Here is a 17,536-nt window from a genome sequence, read left to right on the forward strand (position 1 = left end):
GTTAAAACCTGCCTCTACTCAAAATATGGCTAATTATACCACAACTTTACATACAAATTCGCTGCTTTCGTCCACAAGAGGTAGAGTTGAGCCTTGCCATTCTCGCAATAATTGCACCTGCATTAAATTCAGCGTATCTAACCCCGGAGTACTGTTAGGCGTGTATTGTTGGGCAAACCTTGCCAGTTGAGTTAGCCCCAAACTGCTTTCAAGGCTTGAGCTGATAACTGCCATTATTCCCAATTGATGTGCTTGTTCAATCAGCTTTCTACATTGTTGAATGGAACCAATCAGGGTAGGTTTTAGGACGATAGCGGTTAGATTTTGCTCTTTTTTTACCAAGAAATTCGGCTCTCGTACCGTTTCGTCCCACGCAATCGCAATGCCGGTTTGCTCGGCAAATTGGCGTGAAAGTTCAGGTGTTTGGCAGGGTTCTTCAATAAATTGAATTCTGGGTTTATTTTCATTTGCAATTTTTTCGGCAAATTTGACCGCTTGTTCCAAACTCCAAAGTCGGTTGACGTCTAATCTTAGCTGCAAATTAGGGAAAGTATTGATCAGTAAATTTGCCTGCTTGCCGTCAATTTCTGGATCTTTGCCTATTTTTAATTTCCCCAGTTGTTTAATCTGACGTGAGCCAAAGGTTTGATACATTTTGTCCAAATCAGCATAGCACAAGGTGGCAGACTGGTAATTGCCCGAATTACCCAATTCACTATTCAGTTCCGCCAAAGCACAACTTAGCCCAAAAGCAACAGAGGGGAAAAGTGAATCCAAGTCGTTCTCTTGCCCGATTTTCCACGCTTTCAACCATGCTTTGGCTTGCTGTTCTGCCTGTTCGAGTGATTCTTCGCTAAAAGTCGGTAAGGGAGCAATTTCCCCCCAGCCGATTTGGTTGCCTTGTTGCAATTTAACGATTAAGCCCGTCCGTTCGGTTAATGTTTGTTTACGTAGTATCACGCCTGTTTGGATAGGCAATTGGTAGCGATAGAGGTTTACTTTACGCATACTATTCTCAAAATTTTATTCATATTTTATAAATATATTCTACCGCTTGTTAGAACAAAGCTCTAATAAATTTAGCTAACTAGAAAATGCCCTGTATTTTTGCTAAAATATGCCACAATTTTTACATTAAATTAACGAGAAAAAGAATGTATAACCAAAAACGAAAAATGCTTGTTACTTGTGCCTTACCTTATGCCAATGGTGCAATTCATTTAGGTCATATGCTTGAACACATTCAAGCGGATATTTGGGTGCGTTTTCAACGTATGCGTGGTAATGAAGTGCATTTTGTCTGTGCTGATGATGCCCACGGCACACCAATTATGCTTAACGCCAATAAATTAGGCATTACTCCGGAAGAATTAATCGAAAAAGCAAAAGCGGATCACATCGCTGATTTTGAAGGTTTTAATATCAGCTTTGATAACTATCACTCTACCCATAGCGAAGAAAACCGTGAAATAACCACCGAAATCTATAAAAAATTGCGTGCCAACGGTTTTATTAAGAGCAAAGTCATTTCACAGCTTTTTGATCCTGAAAAAAATATGTTCCTACCCGATCGTTTCGTAAAAGGTGCTTGCCCGAAATGTAAAGCGGAAGATCAATATGGCGATAACTGCGAAGTTTGTGCGTCTACTTATAGCCCAATGGATTTAATCAATCCTCGCTCGGCGGTTTCCGGCTCAACGCCTGTGGTGAAAGAATCTGAGCATTTCTTCTTTGATTTACCGAGCTTTGAAGGTATGTTAAAAGAGTGGACTCGTTCCGGCTCACTGCAACCTGAAATCGCCAATAAAATGCAAGAATGGTTTGAAAGTGGTTTACAACAGTGGGATATCAGCCGTGATGCCCCTTATTTCGGTTTTGAGATTCCTGATGCACCGGGCAAATTCTTCTATGTATGGTTAGATGCCCCTATCGGTTATATGGCTTCGTTTAAAAACTTATGCGACCGCCAAGGCATTAATTTTGAGGAATTTTGGCAAAAAGATTCGCAAACGGAACTCTATCACTTTATCGGTAAAGATATCGTCTATTTCCATAGTCTGTTCTGGCCGGCAATGTTAGAAGGTAGCGGTTATCGTAAGCCGACTAATGTTTTCGCTCACGGTTATGTGACAGTGGACGGGGCGAAGATGTCGAAATCTCGTGGTACATTTATTCAAGCCGGCACCTATTTAAAACATATCGATCCGGAATGTTTGCGTTACTACTATGCAGCAAAATTAAACGACCGCATTGAAGATTTAGACTTCAGTCTTGAAGATTTTGTACAGCGAGTTAATAGCGATATCGTGAATAAATTAGTTAATTTAGCTTCTCGTAATGCCAGTTTTATTGCAAAACGTTTTGACGGTAAATTAGCTGATAAATTAGATGATGAAGCTTTATTTAATGACTTCATCGCCCAAGCAGAAACCATTGCGAATTACTACGAAAGCCGTGAATTTAACAAGGCAATTCGTACCATTATGGAATTAACTGACAAAGCAAATAAATATATTGACGACAAAGCCCCTTGGGTGATCGCAAAAGAAGAAGGCAAAGATGCGGAATTACAAGCGGTTTGCTCAATGGGGATTGAGTTATTCCGTATTTTAATGAGCTACTTAAAACCTGTACTACCGCAACTGGCAGAACGTTCGGAAGCATTTTTACAAACAACTCTCACCTGGGATAATATCGCTCACCCGTTGTTAGGACATACCCTTTCGCCATTTAAGGCGTTATTCTCCCGCCTTGAGAAAAAACAGATTGATGCGGTAATTGAAGAAACCAAAGCGTTATTTGCGGAAGCTAACAAAGAGCCGAGCAAAGAATCTAACAAAACAGAAAAAGGAAAACAAGCGGTGGAAAATCAAGAAAATTCTGCAATCGAACCGATTGCCACTGAAATCACCATTGATGATTTTGCAAAATTAGATTTACGAGCAGCAAAAGTATTAAACTGCGAAGCGGTGCCGAAATCGGACAAAATGTTACGTTTTGAGTTAGATTTAGGCGACCACAAACGTCAGGTGTTTTCAGGAATTAAAGCAGCCTACCCAAATCCGGAAGAGTTAATCGGACGTTTCGTGATTGTAATTGCAAATCTTGCACCACGCAAAATGTCATTTGGCTTATCTGAAGGAATGATCTTATCAGCCGGGACAGGCGGGGCAAATTTATTCTTGTTAGACGCAGACAGCGGTGTACAACCAGGAATGCAGGTGAAATAGGAGAAACTATATGATCCAACAAACCCTTTCTATCATAAAACCCGATGCAACTCGCCGCAATCTTATCGGCAAGATTCTGGCACATTTAGAATCGGCAGGTTTAATGGTTAAAGCCCTCAAGTGTCTTCATCTTACACGTGAACAAGCCGAAGGCTTTTATGCAGAACACAAAGGCAAAGAATTTTTTGAGCCTTTAGTAGATTTTATGACCTCAGGTCCGATTGTAGTGTCTGTCTTAGAGGGTGAAGAGGCAATTTCTCACTACCGCACATTAATGGGCGCAACAAACCCGGAGAATCGTGAAAAAGGCACAATTCGTGATTTATATGCCCTCAGTATACGTGAAAATTCCGTTCACGGTTCAGATTCGGAAGACTCTGCCAAACGTGAAATCGCCTATTTCTTCGTGCCGAGTGAGATTGTTTAGCGTATTGTTTAAATAGCAAAAAAGCCATTTGAGGGAACTCAAATGGCTTTAAATTTTTTAGAGAGCAACTAAATATATTCTACGCCCACAATATCAAATTCAACTTTACCGCCCGGGGTGGTAATACTAACGGAATCATCCACTTCTTTGCCGATTAAACCACGGGCAATCGGTGAATTGACCGAAATTAAGCCTTCCTTAATATTCGCTTCATCATCACCCACTATACGATAAGTCACTTCCTCATCGGTATCCGTATTCACTAACTCAACAGTTGCCCCAAAAATCACTTTGCCGTTATTCGCCATTTTGGTGACATCAATAATTTGAGCATTACCTAACTTACCTTCAATTTCTTGAATACGACCTTCACAGAAGCCTTGCTGCTCACGTGCAGCATGATACTCGGCGTTTTCTTTTAAATCACCGTGTTCACGAGCTTCTGCGATTGCATCAATAATTTGTGGACGACGCACATTTTTCAAAAAATCCAATTCTTCACGTAGCTGCTCTGCACCACGCACAGTCATAGGAATTTGTTTCATTAAATCTATTTCCTTACTAAAAATTATCGGTTTACGAATGAAATTGAAAGGGCTATTATTCAATTTCTCGTTAAAAATTTCAACTCCCCTTTTATTATGTATTATGGTTTTTAAAAATTTCACTCGCAGTTTTTTTCAAAAATTTATCTTATCTGCTTTATTTATCCCAACCTTTACACAAGCAGAAATCAACACTACTGAAATCATAAAAGCCTTACCACCGGGTACTTCAGTAAGTTTTATTGCGAAAAATTTAGAGACTAACCAAATTATTACCCAATACCAAAGTGATATCTTTATGCTACCGGCAAGTACGCAAAAAGTCTTTACTGCATTGGCAGCTAAACTGGCTTTAGGCGATGATTTCCGTTTTCAAACGGCATTATTAACTAATGGTTCTATTGAAAACGGCATATTAAAAGGGAATTTAATTGCACGCTTTACCGGTGATCCAGAGCTAACAAGCGGTCAAATTTATCAATTAATTAGCAAATTAAAGCAACAAAACATTAAAAAAATTGAAGGTGATTTGATTTTAGATACATCCGTTTTTGCCAGCCATGATAAAGCCTCCGGTTGGATTTGGAATGATTTAACCATGTGTTTTAATGCACCACCGGCAGCCATTAATGTGGATCATAACTGTTTTTATGTGACTTTAGATGCTGATCAACATATTGGCAATTTCGCTAAAATTAACGTGCCATCTTCTTACCCGGTACAAGTTTTTAGCTCCGCTTATATCGTAGATGGTAAAGAAGCACCTTTTTGCCAACTCGATGTTGTGGTGAACGATAACAACCGCTATCAAATTAAAGGCTGCATGGCTCGCCAATCCCAGCCTTTCGGCTTAAGTTTCTCGGTACAAGATCCAAGCAACTACGGAGCAAATATTATCAAATCGCACTTAAAAAATTTAGGTATTGAGTTTAACGGACAAATCAAAGAGCCACTGAATACCCAAGCAGGCGTGTTACTGGCAGAACATTATTCTGAGCCGTTACCGATTTTGCTGAAAAAAATGATGAAAAAATCAGATAACCAAATTGCTGATGCCCTATTTAGAACGATTGCCAATAAACAACATAACCGTCCGGCCTCTTTCCAACTCGGCAGTTATGTAATTCGCAATCTCTTGAAATCTAAGGCGAACATTCATTTTAATAATAGTGTGGTTGCTGATGGCTCAGGGCTTTCCCGTCATAATCAGGTCAGTGCTAATACGATGCTGGAAACTTTGGAATATATCGCACAAAATGAAACAACTTTACAGCTATTTGACACCTTTCCAATTGCGGGCGTGGACGGCACGATTTCTGGCAGAGGTTCAATTTCCAGAGAGCCGCTGGCGAAAAACCTTATTGCCAAAACCGGCTCTCTAAAAGGCGTTTACAACCTCGCAGGCTTTATGAAAAATGCCCGAGGCGAACGCATCGCCTTTGTGCAATTTATCAACGGTTATTCCACTGGTGAGCTTGAAAGCAAAACCAAGCGAGCCCCACTCAATACTTTTGAAAACAGCTTATATATGGCGTTGTTTAATGAATAAGGAAGAAAAATTATGGTTACACATACTGTCATCGTTGCAGACAGAGGAAGAGACAATATTACCGTTTACACCAAGGAACCGGCTTTCTTTGTTATTGCAGATCGTAACGATTTCAATGCTTTAAAAGATTTAGAAGAAGCGAATAAAGCCGGTATTTATATTTTATTAGGTGAAAATAGGCGATATGTCGGACAGGCTTCAGGAAAAATTTATGATCGCCTTGCCAAACATATTAAAGATCAGGATAAAGAATGGTGTAATAAAATCATTTTCTTTGGCAGAGAAGATGGCCATTTGGATAAATCACAAACCGACTATCTCGAAAAATTCCTTATTAACGAGTTCAAGAAAACTGATTTAAAGCTCGATAATGTTACTATTGGTAACACTTCTTATATTGATAAGACCAGCAAAATTAAGGCCCGAAATGTATTTGATATTGTTCAAGAAATTATGGATGAGGTTGCCCACATTAATATTTTTGAAAGTGAGACTGAAGAGAATAATTCCGTTCTAGAAGAAAATAAATGTTATATTGAGCTTGCAGATGGAACTCGAATTTCAGGAAAAAGTTTCCGAGATAATCAAAGAACCTTCTTTAACTATTTATTAAAAGATCCAAAATATAGAGGATTAGTAGAAAATTATATCAAGAATGGAAAACCCACATTGACACATTGTGTAGGCTCAGAGCCCTGTTACAGACCAAATGGTATGGCATACACGACTAAACTTGAAGAAGGCATTTATGTCTATACACATTCTTCAACGGCTCAACGCCGCAAAGCAATTCAAGATTTTGCCGATAGTGTAGGACTAAAAATTACCTTTCATTGGGAATAAAACTATAAAAACAAGCGGTCGTAAATTTTACATTTTTACGACCGCTTGTATTAATTAAGCCATTAACTCTTGATGACTTCGCTGCATTTTTACATCAATATAGCTACAGCTTGGTTTGATTTTGAGGTTATTTTCTACCGCAAACGCTATTAAAGCGTTATAAAGCTCGCCGGCAATGCCTTTGCCTTGAAAGGCTTCGTCCACTTTTGTGGTGTAGGCATCAATTACTTTCTCTTTGATATAGCGATAACGCAATTTTCCCGCTTTTATGCCGTTTTCATCGAAATATTCAAATTCTAAATTCTCTAAATTATGACTAATCATAATGTCTCCTGTTGTAGGTGTTTCTCTTGGTATTTTATTGAGTTTCAAAAAGCTTGCAAGCGGTTATATTTGTAAACATTTTTGCAAAAATGCGTTGCAAATTTTTGCGTAAATTCGACCGCTTACAGATGAAAAAAGCAAACGTTTGCCATATAATAACTAGCGTTTATTTCACATTTAAATCTCATTTTAAGGAACTTAGAAAAATGGCAATTCAACAAGCGTTATTAAGTGTGTCTGATAAAAAAGGCATTGTCGAATTTGCACAAGGGCTCATAACCCGCGGTGTAAAATTACTTTCTACAGGCGGTACAGCGAAATTATTGGCTGAAGCGGGTTTACCTGTAACAGAAGTATCTGACTACACCGGCTTCCCTGAAATGATGGATGGTCGAGTAAAAACGCTTCACCCCAAAGTGCATGGAGGGATTTTAGGTCGCCGTGGTACAGATGATGAAGTAATGAATCAGCATGGTATCGAACGCATTGATATGGTTGTTGTCAATCTTTACCCTTTTGCACAAACAGTCGCTAATCCAACCTGTAGCCTTGAAGATGCGGTGGAAAATATTGATATCGGTGGACCAACTATGGTGCGTTCTGCCGCTAAAAACCATAAAGATGTCGCGATTGTGGTAAATAACAACGATTTTGATGCGATTCTTGCTGAAATGGATCAAAACCAAAACAGCCTGACTTTAGAAACTCGCTTCAACTTGGCAATTAAAGCCTTTGAGCATACGGCACAGTATGATTCGATGATCGCCAACTACTTCGGTCAAAAAGTGCTACCTTATCAAGGGGCTGAGGAAGAAGATTTAACTCAAGTGTGCGGTCAATTCCCTCGTACATTAAACCTTAACTTTGTGCGTAAACAAACCATGCGTTATGGTGAAAATGCTCACCAAAATGCGGCGTTCTATGTCGAAAATGAAGTGAAAGAAGCGTCTGTTTCCACCGCAAAACAGCTACAAGGAAAAGCCCTTTCTTACAACAATATTGCCGATACCGATGCCGCTCTTGAATGTGTGAAAGAATTTTCACAACCTGCTTGTGTGATTGTTAAACACGCTAACCCTTGCGGTGTGGCGTTAGGTGAAGATATTTTGGAAGCCTATAACCGCGCTTACCAAACCGACCCAACTTCTGCATTCGGTGGCATTATCGCTTTTAACCGTGAATTAGACGGTGAAACAGCAAACACCATTGCAGAACGCCAATTTGTGGAAGTGATTATCGCCCCAAGAATTTCTGAAGAGGCTAAAGAAGCTCTAGCTAAGAAGAAAAACGTGCGTGTGTTAGAGTGCGGCGAATTCAGCCAAGCGGAAAAACGTCTAGATTTTAAACGCGTCAATGGTGGTGTATTAGTGCAAGATGCTGACCAAGGTGCGGTTTCAACCGAAGATTTACAAGTGGTATCTGAACGTAAACCAACACAAGCCGAACTAGAAGATTTATTATTCTGCTGGAAAGTTGCAAAATATGTGAAATCTAACGCGATTGTGTATGCAAAAAACGGACAAACCATTGGTATCGGTGCCGGTCAAATGAGCCGTGTGTATTCAGCAAAAATTGCCGGCATTAAAGCGGAAGATGAAGGCTTGCAAGTAGCAGGTTGCGTAATGGCATCTGATGCGTTCTTCCCATTCCGTGATGGTATTGATGCGGCAGCTAAAGTCGGTATTACTTGTGTTATCCACCCAGGTGGTTCAATGCGAGATCAGGAAGTGATTGATGCAGCAAATGGACACGGTATGGCAATGGTACTCACAGGAATGCGTCACTTCCGTCATTAATCTATAATAGACAAAGTCGATTAAGAAATTTTAATCGGCTCTTCTTTTTTAATCTAAGTTCTTATTAGACTCTCTCTTTTTCCTTTATTTCACTTTTGCTGAACACTCTATCCTTCATTGAAGTCAGCAATTCTTGACGAATAGCCGAGATTTTCGGGCGTTCGTTAGCTTGAAAGGCGATAGGGCGACAAAACTCCATCGCTTTAATGCCTAACCTTGCGGTGAGTAACCCCACGCCAATACATTGAGCCGCTCTAAGTGAAAGTTTTGCGGTAAGGTTTTGCGAAAAGAAATCCATCCCCACATCAGTGGCAATTTCGGTAGCGCCTGCAAATACCATATTACTTAGCACCAGCCGAAACAGCTTTAAACGGCTGATGTAGCCCAGCTCCATTCCGTATGCTCGCGTAATTTTATTCACTAACGCAATATTTCTTGCCGCCATCAGTAAAACATCTACTATCGCAAGAGGGCTAACTGCAACAATCACTGCATTTTCCGCTGCATTTTTAGAGATCATTCTTTTTACTTCTTTATCAATCGGTTTTAACACATTCTCGCTAAATAGATACAACACTTCTTTTGCGTTGTAAGCTTCATTTAATTGGCTTCTCCAACGTTTTTCCGATTGTGCCACCAACGGCAAACTTTTCAGATTATTTGCAATATTTTCGCAAAATTTAACCGCTTGTTCGCCATCATTTGAGGGTAAATTTTCCAGTAATAATTGTCGGCTGGTTTGTTGATTTTGCTGATGCTTACGCAAATAAACCAATTTTCGCCATTCGGAAATTACAGCGACAATGCCACTCAAACTGACAATAAAAAAGACAATGGAAAAAGCGAAATAGATCCACTCTTTTCGTTGAAAAGTATCCATCAGCCATTGAATGCTTTGGGCAATTACCGCCACTCCAAATAAAACAAGCGTTGCCAACAGCACCCTAACCCAAAAGCGAGAAGGTTTTAGGCTTTCCTCAATAATCAACTCGGCCTCAACCTGCTTTGCTTCATCTTCAATGATAACCTCATTAATATCAAACTCTTGCTTAGGTTCGATTTTTTCAGAGTGGATAACCTCTGATTCATTAAAAATTTGTTTTGTCATCGCTTACCTTTTTACATGGAGTACTATAGCTTCTCTACTGCATTTTCAATATGTGCTTTTAGACCATCATATCCGTGTTCGGTTTTCAAAATTTCAAATAATTCCACCGCTTGCGGATATTCTTTATCAAGATAACGTAGCCATTGTTTAATACGGGCAACATGATAAAAACCGGTGTCTTGATGATTTTCCATTTTGACGTATCGGTATAGCAGTTGTAATACCTCATTCCAAGCCATTTTCGGCTCATTATATTTAATTACTTTACTTAAATTTGGCGTATTTAATGCCCCACGCCCAATCATCAACGCATTACAAGCGGTGATTTTTTGACAATTTTTTGCAGATTCAAAATCCCAAATTTCACCATTGGCAATAACAGGAATAGAGAGACGTTTTTGAATTTCACTAATTGCTTGCCAATTAATGCGTTCTGCTCGATAGCCATCTGATTTTGTTCGTCCATGAACCGTGATTTCATTCGCTCCCCCTTGAGCCACCGCATCGGCAATTTCAAAGCATTGCTCGGCGGAATCCCAGCCTAACCGAACTTTTACCGACACAATTTTATCAGAAGGAACTGCTTGTCGCATTGCAAGAGTCGCTCGGTAAATTAAATCCGGATCTTTTAATAATGATGCTCCACCATTGCTGCCATTCACTGTTTTTGACGGACAACCACAATTGAGATCTATCCCGTGTGATCCAAGTTCAATCGCTAACGCTGCGTTTTCTGCAAGCCACTGAGGATGTTGCCCTAAAATTTGTACCCGAACAGGCGTGCCGGAGTCGGTCAATCCACCTTGGTATAATTCAGGAGCGAGTCGGTAAAAAGCTTTTTTCGGTAAACGTTGCTCAACAACCCGGACAAACTCAGAAATGCAGAGATCGTATTCATTTACAGAAGTTAAAAGCTGGCGGACAAATGGATCTAACACCCCTTGCATAGGGGCAAGAATCACTTTTGGAATTGTGTTCATTATCTAAAATAAAAATACAAGCGGTTACATTTACTCTCCACACTCGCACTCATCGGCAAAGCCGGCATTCAAACGCAAGCACTTTTGACAAAAATTTGCAAAAAATTGGGAAAAAATAACCGCTTGAAAAGTTAAAAATGTCTATCTCTAATACGTAAATCAGGGCGGGCAATGAGATAAATACTCAATGCAGTTAAAGCACCAAGGGTATCAGCGAGCATATCTTTTTGTGCATCCCAAATATCGCCTTGCGAGCCTAAAAATTCGATACCTGCATTTCCGCCTTCAATTACTGCATATTGCCATTCAATAATTTCATAGCAGGCTGCTACCGCCATAATAAAGAAAAGTGAGAAGAAAAAAGCAACACCCATTCCACATTTACGCTTACGCATTAACCACTCTGCCATTGGAAAACTGTAGAAACCGATAATATAGTGAGCCACACGGTCAAAATGATTGCGGTCTTCACCTAAAATTGGGGAGAGGAACTGATTTGCCCAATCAAACGGCACTTTGGCAAAGGTATATTTTGCTCCGATTAAATGCATGATCAACCAAAGCGACATAAAAAAATAAGCTAAACCGCTAAATTGGAATTTAGGGTAAGTAATAATTAATAAGGCAAAAACCACAAAAATAGGGAACACTTCCGCATACCAAACCGCTCTATCCGTTGGATTCAGCCCGGACCAAATTGCAACTACCGTAATCAATATAGCTAAAAATAGCGGAATAATATGCGAACGTGAGTCCATTATTTCCATCCTTTGATTTTGCAGATTAAGTCATAAGCTGCTTGAATTTGTTGTGCTTTCTCTTTGGCGAGTTCCATCATTTCATCAGGTAAACCTTTAGCCGCTAATTTATCTGGATGATGTTCATTCATCAGCTTACGGTAAGCACGTTTTACGGTATTGTGATCGTCTTGTGCAGTTACACCCAATACGGTATAAGCCGCCTCAATACTTGGAGCATTGCTTGATTGATGATAGTTTCCATAAGAGCCACTCTCCGATTGCTGATAGCCACCGTTTGTTTGTTGATAATAACCACCTGTACGGAATTGCTGGGCTGCAATAATCATCGCAATCATTTGTTCAAATTGGAAACGAGACATGCCCATTATTTCAGCAATAGTAAAGAGAATTTGTTGCTCTTTAGCATCTAGTTCTCCATCTTGTAATGCGGCTTGCATTTGAACTTCTACAAAAAAGCGTAATAAGTCCGTTCTTTGCCCGCAAGCTTCTCTAAATTCTTGAATTACTTGGCGTAATGGGAAATCAGCCTCTTTACCTAAAGTAAAAGCATTTTGTGCTAACTGCTGGGCTGCACTATCTAGTTTTAAACGAGCCATTAATACTCTTGCCAATTCAATATCAGCCTCAGTTACACGACCTTTTGCTTTTGCTATATGTCCTAAAACGGCAAAGGTAGTTTGAGTAAATAATGATTGACGGGTTAAATTCTTACCAAAAATACTAGAACGAACTGAGCCTAATTCATAAAGTTTTTTATCAGCCAGATGTCCGATAAAAGCACCAAATATTCCACCGAATAGACCGTGAAACATTTGATAACCCAAAATAAAGCCAACGATTTTTCCGATAAATTGCATTTTCAATCCTTTCTATAAAGACTATTACAGCTATTCTAGCAAAATTTGCCACAAAGATTAATTTTTCATTTTGCTTGTGTTCTAGGCAAAAGAAATATCCATCAAACTAGACTAAAGCTAATTGAGTAATTAATGGGGATAAAAGGCCATAATATCAAGCTCAAAAAGGAAACAATTGTGTTTGATGATTCTATAATGCTGTTTTAGAAATGTTTAAAATTAAGCGAGATTGATAAACAAATAAGATAAAAAATAAAGCCCTGATAACTCAGGGCTTCAATGTAATAGAATCAACTAAGGATTAGTATTCTAAAACTGCACGACGGTTTTTCGCGTAATCAGCTTCAGAGTGACCTAATACAGCTGGTTTCTCTTCACCGTAAGACACAGTTGAAGTGTTGTTAGCACCTTTAGCTGCTAAGTAACTTTTAACTGCATCTGCACGCTTTTGACCTAATGCGATGTTGTACTCTGGAGTACCACGCTCATCAGCGTGACCAGCAACAGTTACATTACCTTGAGTTTTAGCTAATAATTGAGCGTGAGCGTCTAATAATTGACGGTATTCACCTTCAACTGCATAGCTATCGAAACCGAAGTATACTGTGTTGTATTGTGATTTTAATTGTTCAGCTGTTAAGCCACCGAACTCACCAGCTACATTTGCTGCGTTTGCGTTTGCATTAGCTGCTGCATCATCAGATGAGCTGCTACATGCTGCTAATGCGAAAGCTGGTACTGCTACCATTAATACTTTAGCAAATTTTTTCATTTGTTGCTCCTAATAGAAGAGAATATTTATTATTTGATCAAATATGGTGACCATGCAGGGAATTTATAATGTCCACCTGCTCCAGGCAAATTAGCTTTAAAACGCCCATCTGCTGACACCAATTGTAGCACTTTGCTCGTACCTTTGGTAGAGCTATAAATAACCATGATGCCATTTGGTGAAATACTTGGACTTTCGTCTAAGAAAGTTGAACTCAATACTTCTGTGCCACCCGAAGCGAGATCGCGTTTCACAACTTTATCACCGGCAATCATGATTAGATTCTTACCATCAGATGATACTTTAGCATTATAGCTACCTCGACCACCCATTGGGCTTACACCACCACCTGATGAACTCATTCTGTAAACTTGTGGAGAGCCTGCACGGTCTGAAGTAAAGTAAATTGAACTTCCATCCGGTGACCAGCTCGGTTCTGTGTTATTACCAGCATTTGCTGTTAATTTACTTGGCGTACCACCGGAACTACCCACAACATAAATATTTAACTCACCATCTTGATTTGATGCAAAAGCAATACGAGAACCATCCGGTGAGAATGATGGTGCACCGTTATGCCCTTTCAATGCTGCAACCACTCGGCGTGATCCCGAACGCAAATCGTGTACTACAACTTGTGCTTTTTTGTTTTCAAACGTTACATAAGCTAAACGACTACCATCCGGTGACCATTCTGGTGACATCAAAGGTTCTTTACTTTTAGTGACTGTAAATGCATTAAAACCATCGTAATCTGATACTCTTAATTCGTATGATGATACTCCACGTTGAACAACGTATGCAATTTTTGTTCTGAATGCACCACGAATTTGGGTTAATTTTTCAAAAACCTCATCACTTACAGTGTGAGCACCTTGGCGAATTTGTGCTGCCGGCACAATAAATGAGCCTTGAGCAATCACACCACCTGCAACACCTGATGTACCTAATGTATCAATTAACTGATAAGCAACATTATAACCACCGCCTGCTGGGCTAACTTGACCAACAATGATGTTATCAATACCGATAGCGCTCCATTGATCTGCAACCACTTCACTTGCAGAACCTGGCTGCGCAGGCATTTGAGAGCGTTCAAGCGGTGTAAATTTACCACTATTTCGCAAATCGTCAGAAATGATCTGGGCTACATCTGCAGGTACACCACTGGACTTAAATGGTACAACCGCAATCGGTTGTGCCATACTCACCCCTTCATCAATTGAAATCCGAACATCTGAATCTGCAACTACTGATGTAGATACTAAAGCAGACACGATGCTTATTACACCCGCTATACGAGAGAATAATTTCATTTTTAATCCTCTAAATTATTTAACTCTTAAACTAAAATCAAGTGTTGGTGATTTAAACATATTATACACTGCATCCGATGGTGCTGGCGGAACCTTCCTAGTTGCCACAATTGCACTTACAGCCGCATCACAAACTGCCTTATCTCCACTTATAACTTGATAGTTAGTAATTGTACCGTCTCGACTTAAGAAAATCTTAACATCGCATTGCTTGCCGGCAAAACTCGGATCAACACGATATTTAGACTGAATTAATTTCTTAATTCTCTGACCGTATGCATTACCATCTACATTTGCACCTTGCCCTAAGCCGCTTGTACCACCAGAGCCCTGTGAACCAGATGAATTCTTATTACCACCTTTGCTTGAACCACCACCGACATCACCGCCACTTAGGAAGTCATCCAATGCCTGATTCTTCTTAGCTTGTGCAGCTTTTTCCTCAGCGGCTGCTTTAGCTTTTGCCTCTTTTTCTGCTTTTTCTTTAGCTGCCTTTTTAGCCTTTGCTTTGGCTTCTTTCTCAGCTTTTTCTTTAGCTTCTTTTTCAGCTTTCGCTTTGGCTTCTTTCTCGGCTTTTTCTTTAGCTTCTTTCTCGGCTTTTTCTTTAGCTTCTTTTTCAGCCTTCGCTTTGGCTTCTTTCTCGGCTTTTTCTTTAGCTTCAGCTTCTTTTTCCGCTTTTTCCTTAGCTTCTTTAGCTAATTTTTCTTTAAGCTCTTTCTGCTCTTGTAATTTCTTCTCAGCTTCAACTTTCTTCTGTTGCTCTAGTTTTTGCTGAGCTTCTTTTGCTTTTTTCTCTTCTTCAGCTTGTTTTGCAGCAGCTTCTAAACGTTTTGCTTCTGCATCCGCTTTTAACTTGGCTGCCTCAGCAGCTTTTTTGCGAGTTGCTTCTTCTGCCTGCTGCTTTTTCAATTCTTCTTGCTTAGCTTGCTCCTGCTTTTTCTGCTCTTCAAGTTTTTCTTGACGTCCAATTTCTTTTTGACGCTGTTTTTCTTGAATAGCGGCTAGCTGGGCTTGCTTTTCCTCTTGGATTTCCTCCGGAGTCGGTTTATCTTCCACTTCCTCAACAGTTTCTTTCTTCGATTCTTTAGGCTCTACTTCTGGTTTTTTAGTTCCTTTTTTTTCCGCCACTAACTGACCATACTCTGCAGCAACCTGCCCTGTATCAACCATTACAGCCTCGAAGCTATCGCTATCTCCACCACTACCACCAGCGGCAGCAAGCTCTGTTTTCGTGAAAAGAGACCCGAGTAATAATAATCCAATTAACAATATATGTAATAAGATTGAAATAATAACTGCAAGCTCTAGTCTATCTTGTTGAGATTTCACACTGTATCCTTGGCTTATTATTTACCTTCGGTCATTAAACCTACTGATTTAATACCTGCATCTTTAAGTAATGTGATACCTTTCATGATCTCTTCATAAGGTACAACTTTATCACCTGCAACCAAAAACAAAGTATTATTATCTTTTTGGAAAGCCTCTCCTGCATAAGCAATCACTTCAGCTTCCGAAAGATTATACTGTCCGTTACTTTGTATATAGTTACCATCAATTTTTAACTTATACTCGCCAACACCTGCGACTTCTAAAATAACAGGTGTTTTATCTTCATTAGAAACCGATTGGCTGTGTGTGTCTTCCGGTAAATTAACTTCCACACTTTGACTAATAATTGGTGCTGTTGCCATAAAAATAAGCAACAACACTAATAACACGTCTAAGAATGGTACGATATTAATTTCAGATTTAATGTCATTACGTTTTAAACGACGAGACATAACTTCCTCTTTTATAAGGTGCTTGGACACCTGTAATTAATCTTTATGTGCTATTCACACTTATTATCAAGCGGTTGAATTTTTATAAAATTTTGCAAACCGCCTCTACTACTTATTTTTTTGAGAACGCCTGACGGTGAAGTAAGGTAGTAAATTCATCAATAAAATTCACATAATTTTGTTCAACCTTACCTAAGCGTAAATTTAAACGGTTGTATGCCATTACAGCCGGAATAGCTGCAAATAAACCAATCGCTGTTGCAATTAGCGCCTCTGCAATACCCGGTGCAACAGATTGTAATGTTGCTTGCTTCACGGCACTTAACCCCATAAAGGAGTGCATAATTCCCCATACTGTACCAAATAAACCGATATACGGGCTAATTGAACCTACCGTGCCTAAGAACGGAATGTAGTTTTCTAAGCTTTCCATTTCACGGTTTAGTGCCAAATTCATCGCGCGAGTAGAACCCTGAATAATTGATTCCGGAGCATCTGGATTTGCTTGTTGTAAACGGGTAAATTCTTTAAAACCAACATAGAAAATCTGCTCAGCACCATTTAATACTTCACGACGATTTTCCAGTCCTTGATGTAAACGATTTAAATCTTCACCAGACCAAAAACGGTCTTCAAATGCCAGTGAATCTTTGAGGGCCTTAGTTAATACTTTGCTACGCTGAATAATGACTGCCCAAGATAAAATTGAGAAGACAATGAGGATCAACATAACGATCTTTACTACAATACTTGCTTCTAAAAATAACGATAGAAGGCTAAATTCAGTTTGCATTAATAAAACTCCGAATAGTTTTTTAAATATAAAATTACTTTATTTGTAATGCTTGACGTATATCATCAGGAATTGCTACCGGTTTCATTTTAACAAGATCAACACTTGCAACAATCACCGTTGCACTACTCAAACACACTCCATCTTTACACAATTTTTGTTCAAATATAAGAGTGGCTTTTTTACATTCTGATAGAGTCGTTTCGACCGTTAACAAATCATCTAAGCGAGCAGGCAGTTTATAATCTATCTCGATTTTTTTCACTACAAAAGCAAGTGATTGAGCAAAGAGTGCCTGCTGAGAAAAATGGTACTGCCTTAAAAACTCCGTTCTTGCACGTTCAAAAAAATTAAGATAATTCGCATGATAAACAACGCCACCAGCATCCGTATCTTCATAATAAACTCGAATCGGGAAATTCATAGATCTCATTTCTCTTATTCAAAATGA

18 protein-coding genes are annotated in these 17,536 nt (G+C 39.4%); 5 read left to right on the forward strand and 13 right to left on the reverse strand.

Annotated features, from left to right (window positions below; all coding sequences use genetic code 11):
* Positions 1–33 precede the first annotated feature (33 nt).
* Positions 34–1,008 carry an o-succinylbenzoate synthase gene (gene menC, locus A4G16_RS05855; RefSeq protein ID WP_165889103.1) on the reverse strand — a complete coding sequence of 325 codons (975 nt, stop codon included), beginning with the start codon at positions 1,006–1,008 and terminating at the stop codon, positions 34–36.
* A 146-nt stretch (positions 1,009–1,154) separates the two neighbouring features.
* Here menC and metG point away from each other — a divergent pair, with 146 nt between their 5' ends.
* Complete coding sequence (gene metG / locus A4G16_RS05860) at positions 1,155–3,230, forward strand: methionine--tRNA ligase (protein WP_165889104.1); 2,076 nt, start codon at positions 1,155–1,157, stop codon at positions 3,228–3,230.
* Between the two features lie 10 nt (positions 3,231–3,240).
* Complete coding sequence (gene ndk, locus A4G16_RS05865) at positions 3,241–3,657, forward strand: nucleoside-diphosphate kinase (protein WP_165889105.1); 417 nt, start codon at positions 3,241–3,243, stop codon at positions 3,655–3,657.
* Between the two features lie 68 nt (positions 3,658–3,725).
* Here ndk and greA read toward each other — a convergent pair whose 3' ends face one another.
* Positions 3,726–4,202 (reverse strand): transcription elongation factor GreA, encoded by a 477-nt coding sequence (gene greA, locus A4G16_RS05870; RefSeq protein ID WP_027074296.1) that lies wholly within the window; start codon positions 4,200–4,202, stop codon positions 3,726–3,728.
* Positions 4,203–4,305: 103 nt separating this feature from the next.
* Here greA and dacB point away from each other — a divergent pair, with 103 nt between their 5' ends.
* The gene (dacB, locus tag A4G16_RS05875; protein WP_165889106.1) at positions 4,306–5,751 is read left to right on the forward strand and encodes a serine-type D-Ala-D-Ala carboxypeptidase; all 1,446 of its coding nucleotides are present in this window, start codon (positions 4,306–4,308) and stop codon (positions 5,749–5,751) included.
* Between the two features lie 12 nt (positions 5,752–5,763).
* On the forward strand, positions 5,764–6,594 hold the full coding sequence (locus tag A4G16_RS05880) for a GIY-YIG nuclease family protein (protein ID WP_165889107.1): 831 nt from the start codon (positions 5,764–5,766) through the stop codon (positions 6,592–6,594).
* A gap of 54 nt (positions 6,595–6,648) precedes the next feature.
* Here the strand turns inward: A4G16_RS05880 and A4G16_RS05885 are convergent, their stop codons facing one another.
* Complete coding sequence (locus A4G16_RS05885) at positions 6,649–6,918, reverse strand: GNAT family N-acetyltransferase (protein WP_165889108.1); 270 nt, start codon at positions 6,916–6,918, stop codon at positions 6,649–6,651.
* 206 nt (positions 6,919–7,124) lie between these two features.
* On the opposite strand from A4G16_RS05885, the gene purH reads away from it, so the two are divergent.
* Positions 7,125–8,714: a bifunctional phosphoribosylaminoimidazolecarboxamide formyltransferase/IMP cyclohydrolase gene (gene purH, locus A4G16_RS05890; RefSeq protein WP_165889109.1), complete on the forward strand. Its 1,590-nt coding sequence runs from the start codon at positions 7,125–7,127 to the stop codon at positions 8,712–8,714.
* Between the two features lie 64 nt (positions 8,715–8,778).
* Here the strand turns inward: purH and A4G16_RS05895 are convergent, their stop codons facing one another.
* The 10 genes from A4G16_RS05895 to ybgC form a co-directional block, all read right to left on the reverse strand.
* A complete protein-coding gene (locus A4G16_RS05895; RefSeq protein WP_165889110.1) occupies positions 8,779–9,822 on the reverse strand; it encodes a YcjF family protein in 1,044 nt (347 codons plus the stop codon).
* A 23-nt stretch (positions 9,823–9,845) separates the two neighbouring features.
* Entirely contained in the window at positions 9,846–10,802 is a 957-nt protein-coding gene (dusC, locus tag A4G16_RS05900) for a tRNA dihydrouridine(16) synthase DusC (RefSeq protein ID WP_165889111.1), read from the reverse strand.
* A 131-nt stretch (positions 10,803–10,933) separates the two neighbouring features.
* On the reverse strand, positions 10,934–11,560 hold the full coding sequence (locus A4G16_RS05905) for a DUF2238 domain-containing protein (RefSeq protein ID WP_165889112.1): 627 nt from the start codon (positions 11,558–11,560) through the stop codon (positions 10,934–10,936).
* A complete protein-coding gene (gene djlA, locus A4G16_RS05910; RefSeq protein WP_165889113.1) occupies positions 11,560–12,420 on the reverse strand; it encodes a co-chaperone DjlA in 861 nt (286 codons plus the stop codon). Before djlA ends, A4G16_RS05905 begins: the two co-directional genes overlap by 1 nt.
* Before the next feature lie 301 nt (positions 12,421–12,721).
* The gene (gene pal / locus A4G16_RS05915) at positions 12,722–13,192 is read right to left on the reverse strand and encodes a peptidoglycan-associated lipoprotein Pal (protein ID WP_042801148.1); all 471 of its coding nucleotides are present in this window, start codon (positions 13,190–13,192) and stop codon (positions 12,722–12,724) included.
* 29 nt (positions 13,193–13,221) lie between these two features.
* Complete coding sequence (gene tolB / locus A4G16_RS05920) at positions 13,222–14,508, reverse strand: Tol-Pal system beta propeller repeat protein TolB (RefSeq protein ID WP_165889114.1); 1,287 nt, start codon at positions 14,506–14,508, stop codon at positions 13,222–13,224.
* Between the two features lie 15 nt (positions 14,509–14,523).
* Positions 14,524–15,837 carry a cell envelope integrity protein TolA gene (gene tolA / locus A4G16_RS05925; protein ID WP_165889115.1) on the reverse strand — a complete coding sequence of 438 codons (1,314 nt, stop codon included), beginning with the start codon at positions 15,835–15,837 and terminating at the stop codon, positions 14,524–14,526.
* 17 nt (positions 15,838–15,854) lie between these two features.
* Positions 15,855–16,292 (reverse strand): colicin uptake protein TolR, encoded by a 438-nt coding sequence (gene tolR, locus A4G16_RS05930; RefSeq protein WP_165889116.1) that lies wholly within the window; start codon positions 16,290–16,292, stop codon positions 15,855–15,857.
* A 112-nt stretch (positions 16,293–16,404) separates the two neighbouring features.
* Complete coding sequence (gene tolQ / locus A4G16_RS05935; RefSeq protein ID WP_042801158.1) at positions 16,405–17,085, reverse strand: protein TolQ; 681 nt, start codon at positions 17,083–17,085, stop codon at positions 16,405–16,407.
* Positions 17,086–17,119: 34 nt separating this feature from the next.
* Entirely contained in the window at positions 17,120–17,509 is a 390-nt protein-coding gene (gene ybgC / locus A4G16_RS05940) for a tol-pal system-associated acyl-CoA thioesterase (RefSeq protein ID WP_042801160.1), read from the reverse strand.
* Positions 17,510–17,536 lie beyond the last annotated feature (27 nt).

The organism is Mannheimia granulomatis (assembly GCF_011455695.1).
GTDB classification, from domain to species: Bacteria; Pseudomonadota; Gammaproteobacteria; order Enterobacterales; family Pasteurellaceae; genus Mannheimia; species Mannheimia granulomatis_A.

Excerpts from the sequence above, each read along its gene's own strand:
- menC (WP_165889103.1), bottom strand. The coding sequence starts at position 1,008 with ATGCGTAAAGTAAACCTCTATCGCTACCAATTGCCTATCCAAACAGGC.
- metG (WP_165889104.1), top strand. The coding sequence starts at position 1,155 with ATGTATAACCAAAAACGAAAAATGCTTGTTACTTGTGCCTTACCTTAT.
- ndk (WP_165889105.1), top strand. The coding sequence starts at position 3,241 with ATGATCCAACAAACCCTTTCTATCATAAAACCCGATGCAACTCGCCGC.
- greA (WP_027074296.1), bottom strand. The coding sequence starts at position 4,202 with ATGAAACAAATTCCTATGACTGTGCGTGGTGCAGAGCAGCTACGTGAA.
- dacB (WP_165889106.1), top strand. The coding sequence starts at position 4,306 with ATGGTTTTTAAAAATTTCACTCGCAGTTTTTTTCAAAAATTTATCTTA.
- A4G16_RS05880 (WP_165889107.1), top strand. The coding sequence starts at position 5,764 with ATGGTTACACATACTGTCATCGTTGCAGACAGAGGAAGAGACAATATT.
- A4G16_RS05885 (WP_165889108.1), bottom strand. The coding sequence starts at position 6,918 with ATGATTAGTCATAATTTAGAGAATTTAGAATTTGAATATTTCGATGAA.
- purH (WP_165889109.1), top strand. The coding sequence starts at position 7,125 with ATGGCAATTCAACAAGCGTTATTAAGTGTGTCTGATAAAAAAGGCATT.
- A4G16_RS05895 (WP_165889110.1), bottom strand. The coding sequence starts at position 9,822 with ATGACAAAACAAATTTTTAATGAATCAGAGGTTATCCACTCTGAAAAA.
- dusC (WP_165889111.1), bottom strand. The coding sequence starts at position 10,802 with ATGAACACAATTCCAAAAGTGATTCTTGCCCCTATGCAAGGGGTGTTA.
- A4G16_RS05905 (WP_165889112.1), bottom strand. The coding sequence starts at position 11,560 with ATGGACTCACGTTCGCATATTATTCCGCTATTTTTAGCTATATTGATT.
- djlA (WP_165889113.1), bottom strand. The coding sequence starts at position 12,420 with ATGCAATTTATCGGAAAAATCGTTGGCTTTATTTTGGGTTATCAAATG.
- pal (WP_042801148.1), bottom strand. The coding sequence starts at position 13,192 with ATGAAAAAATTTGCTAAAGTATTAATGGTAGCAGTACCAGCTTTCGCA.
- tolB (WP_165889114.1), bottom strand. The coding sequence starts at position 14,508 with ATGAAATTATTCTCTCGTATAGCGGGTGTAATAAGCATCGTGTCTGCT.
- tolR (WP_165889116.1), bottom strand. The coding sequence starts at position 16,292 with ATGTCTCGTCGTTTAAAACGTAATGACATTAAATCTGAAATTAATATC.
- tolQ (WP_042801158.1), bottom strand. The coding sequence starts at position 17,085 with ATGCAAACTGAATTTAGCCTTCTATCGTTATTTTTAGAAGCAAGTATT.
- ybgC (WP_042801160.1), bottom strand. The coding sequence starts at position 17,509 with ATGAATTTCCCGATTCGAGTTTATTATGAAGATACGGATGCTGGTGGC.